Source organism: Streptomyces sp. NPDC088194 (genome assembly GCF_040702025.1).
Taxonomy (GTDB): domain Bacteria; phylum Actinomycetota; class Actinomycetes; order Streptomycetales; family Streptomycetaceae; genus Actinacidiphila.
Window position 1 is genome coordinate 93,418 of sequence record NZ_JBFBIV010000030.1, and the last position, 9,337, is coordinate 102,754.

At 73.9% G+C, this 9,337-nt stretch carries 7 protein-coding genes; 3 read left to right on the forward strand and 4 right to left on the reverse strand.

Translation table 11 applies throughout. From position 1 onward, the window contains the following. Nucleotides 1-50: 50 nt before the first annotated feature. Entirely contained in the window at nt 51-764 is a 714-nt protein-coding gene (locus tag AB0399_RS18810) for a GntR family transcriptional regulator (protein WP_366412064.1), read from the forward strand. Next, on the forward strand, nt 685-2,265 hold the full coding sequence (locus AB0399_RS18815; protein ID WP_366412065.1) for an MFS transporter: 1,581 nt from the start codon (nt 685-687) through the stop codon (nt 2,263-2,265). Before AB0399_RS18810 ends, AB0399_RS18815 begins: the two co-directional genes overlap by 80 nt. 24 nt (nt 2,266-2,289) lie before the next feature. Here AB0399_RS18815 and AB0399_RS18820 read toward each other — a convergent pair whose 3' ends face one another. Genes AB0399_RS18820 through AB0399_RS18830 form a run of 3 tightly spaced genes read right to left on the reverse strand, consistent with a single transcriptional unit; the run spans nt 2,290 to nt 7,006 of the window. Beyond that, a complete protein-coding gene (locus AB0399_RS18820) occupies nt 2,290-3,132 on the reverse strand; it encodes an HAD family hydrolase (protein WP_366412066.1) in 843 nt (280 codons plus the stop codon). 11 nt (nt 3,133-3,143) lie between these two features. Further along, on the reverse strand, nt 3,144-5,795 hold the full coding sequence (locus AB0399_RS18825; protein WP_366412067.1) for a phosphoribosyltransferase: 2,652 nt from the start codon (nt 5,793-5,795) through the stop codon (nt 3,144-3,146). A gap of 38 nt (nt 5,796-5,833) precedes the next feature. Next, on the reverse strand, nt 5,834-7,006 hold the full coding sequence (locus AB0399_RS18830) for an HpcH/HpaI aldolase/citrate lyase family protein (RefSeq protein WP_366412068.1): 1,173 nt from the start codon (nt 7,004-7,006) through the stop codon (nt 5,834-5,836). Between the two features lie 241 nt (nt 7,007-7,247). Between AB0399_RS18830 and AB0399_RS18835 the strand changes: the two genes are divergently transcribed. After that, complete coding sequence (locus AB0399_RS18835) at nt 7,248-8,165, forward strand: TerD family protein (RefSeq protein ID WP_366412069.1); 918 nt, start codon at nt 7,248-7,250, stop codon at nt 8,163-8,165. Nucleotides 8,166-8,500: 335 nt separating this feature from the next. On the opposite strand, the gene AB0399_RS18840 is transcribed toward AB0399_RS18835, so the two are convergent. Beyond that, a complete protein-coding gene (locus AB0399_RS18840) occupies nt 8,501-9,232 on the reverse strand; it encodes a Tellurium resistance (RefSeq protein WP_329369753.1) in 732 nt (243 codons plus the stop codon). Nucleotides 9,233-9,337: the final 105 nt, after the last annotated feature.

Genomic DNA, 9,337 nt, shown 5'->3' on the forward strand with positions numbered 1-9,337 from the left:
GCTCCCCGAGATCTCATGGCCCATACATGTATCCATGCTAGGGTGCATGTATGGATACCTCACCTCCCGACTCCGCGCACCGCCAGGACCGCCAGGACCGCCAGGACCGCCAGGACCGGCCCGTCTCGGCCGCCGAGCGGGCCTACGCCGACACCAAGGAGCGGATTCTCGCCGGCGACCTGCCCGGCGGCAGCCTGATCAGCGAGGTCGAGGTCGCCGACCGGATCGGGCTGAGCCGCACCCCGGTCCGGGCCGCCTTCCTGCGCCTGGAGAGCGAGGAGCTGCTGCGGCTGATCCCCAAGCGGGGCGCGGTCGTGGTGCCGGTCCCGCCGCACGAGGCCGCCAACGTGCTGGAGGTGCGCGAGGCGCTGGAGTGCGCGGCGGTCCGGCGGCTGCTGGCGGGCGACGACGACCGGCTCGCCGAGGCCGTCACCCTGCTGCGCCGCCGCCTGAGCGAGCAGGAGGCACCCGCCCGGGACCTGGACGTCGACACCTTCACCCGCCTCGACCAGGCGTTCCACCTCGCGATCGTCGCCGTCTCGGGCAACAGCCTCGCCGAGCGGTTCTACGCCTCCCTCGGCGACCGGCAGCGGCGGATGGCCGTCCACGCGCTGCGGCCCCGGCCGGACCGGCTGAGCGTGCTCGCGCGGGAACACGAGGCGCTGGTGCGCCACATCGCCGCGCGTGACGAGACCGCCTTCGCCGCGGCGCTGCGCCGCCACCTCGACGACACCCACCGGGCGCTGGACGGCGGCGACCGCTGACCATGCGAAGGACCGCGCACAGCACACCGGCGACAGCACGGCGGAGCCCGACAGCGCCCGCACGAACAGCACCCGCACGAACAGCGTCGGCACGAACAGCACCGAGCGCCGCAGAGCCCACCGCGCGGAGCGGAGCGGCCCGATGACCGCGACCACCGCCTCCAGCGCCTCCACCGCGACCACCGGGGCCACGCGCGCGACGACGCCCCGCGCCGCCCGCCCGCGCGGCTGGCGGCAGGCCGCCGCCGGGCTGGTCGCCTGCGGGTGGGGCGGCAACCAGTTCACCCCGCTGCTGCTGATGTACCGGCGTACGGACGGCTACTCGACGGTGACCGTCGACGCGCTGCTCGGCGCGTACGTGGTCGGTCTCATCCCCGGCCTGCTGATCGGCGGTCCGCTCTCCGACCGCTGGGGGCGGCGGCCGCTGATGATCGCCGGCACGGCGCTCTCGCTGCTGGCCAGTGCCGTCCTCGCGGCCGGGTCGCTAGGGCTCGGCCCGCTCGTCGCGGGGCGGCTGCTGACCGGCGCCGCCGTCGGGATCGCGATGGCCGTGGGGTCGAGCTGGGTGAAGGAGCTGTCGCAGGCCCCCTTCGACCCCGGCGCGGACCCGGGCGCGGGCGCCCGGCGCAGCTCGCTGGCGCTCACCGCGGGCTTCGGGATCGGTCCGGGCGTGGCCGGCGCGCTCGCCCAGTGGGGTCCGTGGCCCACCGCGCTGCCCTACCTGGTCCATGTGGCGGTCGGCGGTGCCCTGTTGGCGGTCATGCTCGGGGCACCCGAGACCCGGAGGCGGCCGGCGGTCCGGCCGGAACCGACCGGAGGGCTGCCGACCGGAGGACGGCGAGGGCTACGCGTCGCAGGGCTGCGGGCCCGCGAGTTCCTGGCCGATCTGAGGGTCCCGGCCGCCGGTCACCGCCGCTTCCGGCGGATCGTCCTCCCCATGGCGCCCTGGGTGTTCGGGTCCGCGGGCATCGCGTACGCCGTGACACCCCAGCTCGTCGACGCCCGGGTCGGCCACTGGGGCCTGGCCTACGCCACCGCGCTGACCGTGCTCACCCTGGGCATGGGAGCCGTCGTCCAGCCCCTCGCGAAACGGCTCGGCGCCCGGTCGAGCGTGCCGGCGATGTCGGCCGCCATGGTGCTGATGGCGCTGGGCATGGCCGTGTGCGGGCTGGACGCCCAGACCCGCTCGCCGTGGCTGGCGCCGGTCGGCGCGCTGGTGCTGGGCGCGGGCTACGGGATCGCGATCGTCTCAGGACTGGTGGAGATCCAGCGCATAGCCCGCCCCGACGACCTCGCCGGGCTCACCGGCGTGTACTACGCGGCGGCGTACGCCGGCTTCCTGCTGCCGACCGTGCTCGCCGCCGCGTCGTCCGTCGTGGGCTATCCCGTGCTGCTCCTCGCGCTGGCGGTGCTCGCGGTCGGCTGCCTGGCGGTCATCCTCGCGAACTCCCGCGTCCCGGCGGTTCCGGGCCCGCTCCCGCCACGGCGCCCCGGGCTCTGACGCGCGGCCGGCAGCGGGCGCCGGTCAGCCGTCGAGCCGTACGCCGGGACGGTCTTCGAGCCGGGCGAGGACGCGGTGGAGGATCTCCTCGCCCGCGGCCACTCCGGCGGACGCGAGCGCGGTGACGTGGGGAGCCGTCCACCCGGTGTCGGCGAGCTCGCCGTGCGCGGGGGTCCAGCCGGCGTCCGCGGCCAGCAGGAGGTCGGCGTCCAGGAGCGAGTCTCCGGCGGCGAGCACCTCGTGCGCACCGGTGCGCCGGACCACCTCCGCGAGGGCCGCGGACTTGCTGAGCGGCTTGGGCACGGCGTAGATCTTGCGTCCCTGGAGCGAGACGGTCCAGCCGCGGGTGTCGGCCCACCCGGCGAGTTCCTTGACCCAGCCGACGGGCAGCCGGTCCCGGTCGACCACGAGGTAGGCGAACAGCTCCTCGGCGATCCGCTCCTTGCGCAGCCACTCCGGGTCCGCGGTGGCGGCCAGGTGCGCCCGCACCTCGGCCAGCGGCGCGCAGCCGTCGGCGAGCCTGCGCCGCATCTCGTCGTGCCAGTCGTGGTCGGTGCGCCCGTCGACCAGCAGGTGCCCGCCGTTCGCGCAGATCGCGTAACGCGGCACCCGCCCGGGCAACTTGATCCGGCGGTACTGCTTGCGGGTGCGGGTGGTGGCGGGCACGAACCGCGCGGTGTCGGCGAGTTCGACCAGCAGCCGCCCGGCGGCCTCGGTGAGGTAGGACAGCGGCCTGGCCTCGTGGACCTCGACGCACAGCAGCCGCGGGGCCTGCTCGTCCGGCATGGTCAGGCCCAGCGCGGCGGCGGAGTAGACCAGGGTGCGGTCGAGGTCGCTGGCGACCACGGTCCGGTGGTGCGTGGGCATCGGTGCGCGGCTCACTTCGCGGCCACCGCCTTGCCGTCCACACCGGTCGCGCCGCGCGTGAAGCGCGGGTGGATCAGGCCGACGCAGGAGTACGGCAGGTCGTCCACCTCCTCGACGGGTACGCCGCGTTGCGCGGCGAGCAGCCTGACGTGGTCCAGGTCGGCGCCCACCCCGCGCTTGGCGAGGATCTTCCACGGCACCCGGCGCAGCAGCACCCGGGTGGTCTCGCCGACGCCGGGCTTGACCAGGTTGACGTCCCCGATGCCGTACTCCTCGCTGATCCGCTCCACCGCGGCCCAGCCCGCCCAGGTCGGCGAACGGTCCTGCCCGCGCAGCGCCTTGACGTCGGCGGCGACCGGGTCGGCGACCGAGTCGAAGGCGGCGGCGACGGTGTCGAGGAAGTACCCGGAGACGTCGGCGCCGAGCAGGTCGCGGTAGAACTTCGCGCCGTGGAAGTCGTGCGGTCCGATCAGCCCCTCGCGCAGCACGGTGCGGGAGATCAGCCCGGAGACGGTGGAGTTGAGGCACGCGGAGGGGATCAGGAAGTCGTCGCGGGTGCCGTAGGTGCGTACGCAGCCGCCCGGGTCGGCGAGGACCGCGATCTCCGGGTCGAATCCCGGCTTCCCCGAACCCGAAGCCGAACCCGAACCGGAAGCCGCACCGGAACCCGAAGCCCCGCCCGAGCCCTGCTCCGACGCCTGCGCCTCGGCGAACTCGGCCACGGCCGCGGCCAGTTCGCGGGTGATCGCGCCCTTCCCGGTCCAGCCGTCGACGAACACCACGTCGGCCGGGTCGTGGTGGGCGGCCAGCCAGCGCAGCGCGTTGGCGTCGATGCCGCGCCCGCGGACGATGGAGACCGCGTAGTGCGGCAGCCGCAGCCCGTGCGCGTGCTCGGCCCAGCGGCGCATCAGCACGCCGACGGGGGTGCCGGCGCGGGCGAGCGAGACCAGGACGGCGTCCGGTCCGCGCTCGGCCAGCACCAGTTCGGTGACGGTGCCGACCGCACGGGCGATCCGCCGCGCCGAGCCGTCCAGCGCCGAGCGGAACAACTCCTGGTACTCCGGGGTGGGTTGGTACTCCACCGGCAGCGACTCGGCGTAGTGCGCGCCGCCGCTCTGGATGGCCTCCTCGCGCTCCTCGGTGGGCGCCTCCAACTCGACGTCGGAGAGGTCCTTGAGCAGCCAGCCCACCTCGTCGGGCGCGTAGGAGGAGAACTCCGGCCCCCGCAGCGGCTCGGCCAGGCCGGACGACCCGGCCGGACCGTACGACCCGGCCGGGGCCTCAGGGGTTTGCGGGGCCCGCGCGGTCGCACCGCTCGGGCTGTTCGTCGGGCTCATCGCGTGCGTGCTTCCGTTCGGTCGGTAGGACGGCACCACCGCGAGCAGTACCGAGTCGGTGGCGGCGGCCAGCCGGTCCAGCAGCCCGCCGGGCGCGTGCAGGGCGGCGGTGTCCCCGGTCGAGTCCACCACGCACACCACCGCGTCGAACCCGCGCACGTTGTACGCGAACCGGTCCGTGCTGCCCTCGTCGGTCGGGTCGTCGTGTGCGGGGAACGCGATCCGGTGCCGTATGGCGTACCCGGGGTCGTCGACGGCCAGTACCGGGGAGCGGGTGGTGGTGGAGTACCGGACGGCGGCCGGGGCGCTCCCGGGCGCCGAGGCGCGCGCCCGGGCCTCCAGGGCGCCCTGGAGCGCCTTGGCCAGCCGCAGGGGCGCGTACATCAGCTCCTCGTTGCCGAGGACGAGGACGCGGCCGGCGGACGGCGGCAGGGCGTCGGCGAGCCGGCCGCCCATCGCGGGCAGCGCCTCCGCCAGCCGCATGGCGTGCCCGGGCAGGAAGCCGTGCCGGCCCCCGTCGGGCACCTCCTCGGGCCACTCCAGCTCCACCCGGCGTACGCGCCCGGCGGAAGCGGGGCCGCCGGCCGCCGGAGGGACGGCGACGGACGCCTCGTCCGCCGCGTGGTGCGCGGCCACCAGAGCCTGGCCCCTGCCGAGCACCCCGTCCGGGAGGCCGACCGTCCCCGTGGCCAGGGCGATCACGTCGATGCGCGCGGGCAGTTCGGCGGCGAAGGCGTCCAGCGCGTCGCGGTCGGCGGGCGCGCGCATGTCGGTGAGCGCCACGACGACGTAGTGCTCGCGCGGGTGGAGGGCGTGCAGGGCCGCGATGGTGTTGCGGATGGTGCGGCCGGTGGAGAACTCGTCGTCGACCAGCACGAGCGGGCCGGGCCGGGTCAGCAGCCCGGGCTCCTCCGGCAGCAGCAGGTGGGAGGTGGCGTGGCTGTGCTCCTCCTCGAAACCGCCGTGCGGGGTGACGCCGGGCACCGCGCGGCGGGTGGAGTGCAGGTAAGGCGCGAAGCCGATGCCGTCGGCGACCGCGTGGCCGAGCCCGGTGGCGGTCTCGGCGTATCCGAGCACGACCGCGTTCCGCGCGTCGGCCGCGCCCAGCAGGTCCCGTACCCGCAGGCCGAGCGCGAAGGCGCACCCGTAGACCGTGCCGGGGTCCTGCGGGACGTGCTTGCCGAGCACCTGGGAGACGAGCAGATGGGCCCGCTTGGGGTTGCGCCGCAGCGCCAGGCCGACCAGGTCGGCGAGGCCGTCGCCGTGCAGGGTGACGCCGAGGCGGTCGGCGACCCACTGCCCGGTCCAGGGCGCGTTCGTTGGCATCAGGCGGGTGTCCTTACGTGCGGATGGGTGGGCACCGGTCAGGAGGAGGGCAGGCTCGCGGCGAGCAGTTCCACGAAGCCGACGTCCTCGCGGGCGACACCGAAGACCTCGGCGCGGCGCAGGGTGCGTTCGGCCCAGGCGCGGTGCGGCTTCACCTCGTTCATCTTGTTGGTGTAGGCGGAGCGGAGCACCCCGCCGCCGCTGCGGTCCTGGTGCAGGATGTCGGCGGCGTCGCAGAACTCCTCGTGGGTGACGACGCTCAGCGCGTTGACGACCGGCACATGGCTGGGGTGGATGCAGGTCTTGCCCTGAAGGCCGTTGGCCCGGTCCAGCTCGATCTCGCGCAGCAGGCCGTCCATGTCCTGCTCGATGAGGGCCTCGCGCAGGTCCTCGGCCTCGGGGGTGAACGGGCTGCGGCGCAGCTGGGGCTTGAACATCCGCTCGTGGTGCCGGAAGTACTCCCACACCGGGCCGGTGACGACGAAGCCGCTGCCGTCCGCGCGGCCGAGCACGTTGACCACGTCGGCGATGACGGAGGCGACGATCTGCACGTCGTACGCGGTCATCGCGGGCGCCCGGCGCAGGCCGTAGGAGGAGCAGAAGTCGGTGACGCCAAGGCGCAGGGCGAGCACCCGGTCGCGGTACTTGTCGACGGTGCGGGATATCCCGTAGAGCGTCTCCACCCGGCTCTCCAGGTGCAGCAGCTCCGGGGACTCCAGCACCGGCATCGCGAACAGCCGATGCCCCGAGGCGCTTTCCGCGTTGCCGACCGCTTCGAGGAAGGGGACGCCGGTCTCCTCGGTGAACTTGGGCAGCACGAATCCGGACAGCAGCCGTACGGTGCCGCCGAGCCGGTGCACCAGATCGGTGATCTGGGCCGGGGTGCGGACCCGGATGAACAGCAGCGGGAGCGCCTGCTCGGCGCCGGGCCGGGCGGCCAGATCCGCGAACTGCCGGACCAGGTTCGCCTCGCCCGCCTCGACGTCGCGGTCGTCGATGGAGTCCTCCAGGCACAGCACCATGGAGACCACGCCGCGGGCGGCCTGCTTGAGCACGTCGTCGGCGAGGCGCGGCCGGGTGGCCGGGCTGTAGAGCGTGGCGCCGAGGGCGGTCGCGAGGACGCGCGCGGGTGAGCCGGAGGTGAACTCCTGAGGTTCCCGGTGGAAGAGCTCACCCCTGAGGTCTGACGCAAGATGTCCGAAGTGTCGCATACGCCCCCTTTCAGAGTCGCAGCCGCGAGAGAAGGCGTCAATCGCGTGGCCGATTATCGTACGTGTGCCCGTGTCGCAAAGGTTCCCGCAGCGCGTGACAAACAGGTAACCGGCTCCGGTCGGCCAGGTGTCCGTCCCCGCGCGTCACCCGCCCCGCCCGCGCGGCCGGAGCGGACCCCCGCGCCCGGCCCGCCGTCCGCGGCGTTGTGGGCCGCCCCGCAGGACGGGCAGGATGGCAGTCATGACGCACGTGATGGTGAAGGGCTCGAACATCCCGCTGGACGCCTCGGGCATCCGGGCGGTGCTCCGCTGGAGCCCGGCGCCGACCGCTCCCGACGTGGACGCCTCCGTGCTGCTGCTCGGCGCCGACGGCCGGGTGCGCTCGGACGCCGACTTCGTCTTCTACAACGCCCCCCGGCACCCCTCGGGCCTGGCCCGGCACCTGCCGAAGCAGCGCGTCTCCGACGGCTTCACCGACACCGTGGAGGTCGATCTGGCCGCGCTCGACCCGGGCGTGGACCGGGTGGTGGTCGCCGCGTCCTGCGACGGCGGGCCGTTCCGGCTGGTGCCCGACCTGGTGCTCGCCCTCTTCGACGCGGCCGGCCCGCAGCACGCCGCCCCGCTGGTCACCTTCGACGTGGTGCCCGACACCGGCCAGGAAAGCGCGCTGATCTGCGGCGAGTTGTACCGCAAGGACGCCGGCTGGAAGTTCCGCGCGCTCGGCCAGGGATACGCCACCGGCCTGGTCGGCCTCGCCACGGAATACGGCATCGCGGTCGACGACGGCGACTCCGAGGAGCCCGCCCAGGGCGCCACCGCCGCCGCGGGCCCCACCGCCGCCATGCCCGGCCCCGCACCCACCGGCGGCTACACCGCGGCCGCAGGACCCGCCGTGTCCGCCCCCGAACCCCCCGGCGCCTACGGCTACCCCCTCCCGGCCCCGTACCCCTCCCACGTCCCCGCCCAGCCCGCCTACGGCTACCCCCAGCCCGTCGCCGCCACCATCCCTCCCCCGCCCCCTCAGCAACCCGTAGTCCACCAACAGCCCCAACAGGCCTACCCGGCCTACGGCTACCCCCAGCCCGTCGCCACCAACGCCCTCCCCCCCGACGGCCACTTCACCCTCCCCCCGCAGGGCCCCCAGTTCCAATCCGCCTGACCGCTCGGGAGAACCAACGGGAGCTTGGCGGCAACCCCAGGCGAAGCCCTGGGTAGTGACCCCACAGCCGAAACACCACCCAAGCCAGGACAGCTTCTTCTCAAGGAAGAGCCGTCGCATACCCAGGGGCGCGGGGAACTGCGCGACAAGCCCCCACCGACAGGTGATCCCCAAACAACAACAACCACCCCCGACAGGGGAGCTTCTTTTCAAGCAAAAGCCGTCAAGTTGCCCAGGGGCGCGGGGAACGGCGCGACAAGCCCCCCACCGACAGGTGGTCCCGGAACCGACAGCACCACCCACCCCGGAGGGTCCGCTCGACCCCACCGCCAGGGTCACACCTTGGACTTGTACCCCCGCCCCCACTGCAGCCCCCACCCGTAGAGCCGGTCGATCTCCGCCTGGAAGCCGTAGACGTACTTCACCTCGCGGTGGACGACCATCTCGTCCTTGCGGTTCTCGATCAGCACCACCGCGCAGGACCGCGCCTGCGGCTCCCGCTCGGTGAGCGGGATCTCGATCCGCGGCCCGGACCCGGGAAAGATCTCCACCTTCGCGTGCGTGCGGTCGAACGCCGGCGTGCCGTCGTAGATGTACACGAACACCAGCAGGCGCTTGAACTCCTCGCGCTTGTCGAAGTTGATGTACAGCGTCTCGCCCGAGGTGCCGCCGAACCGGTCGTCGCCGGTCATCTGGATGTACGGCGGCGCGTCCAGGTCACCGTGGAAGTCGCCGAGCGGCTGGACCACCCCCTTGGTGCCGTCCGCGAGTTCGTACATGCACGCCAGGTCCAGGTCGACGTTGACCATCGCCGGGCCGGCCGCCTGGACCACACGTGGCTTGAACACGTCGATCTGGCGGCGCAGGAAACTGCCCCGATCCGTCACCCAGTCCCCGGAGTCGGTCGGCCGCATCTGCCAGGACAGGTTCACCCGCATGTTGCCGACCGCGGCACCGTGTTTCGTCAGCGACAGCTCGGGCCGCCGCTTGGTGAGTTCCACGCTGTGCGTGTTCGTCACGTCGAACTGGTCCGGGCCGTTGGGCCGCAGGAACCGCCACCAGGCCATTGTCGTCCGTCCTCCCCTGTCGCTCAGCACCGCAGCCACCCGCCGCACGGACGCGCCACCGCCGAGCCCGGCGCCCAAGCCGACCCCGAAGCCCGTGGTGCCGCC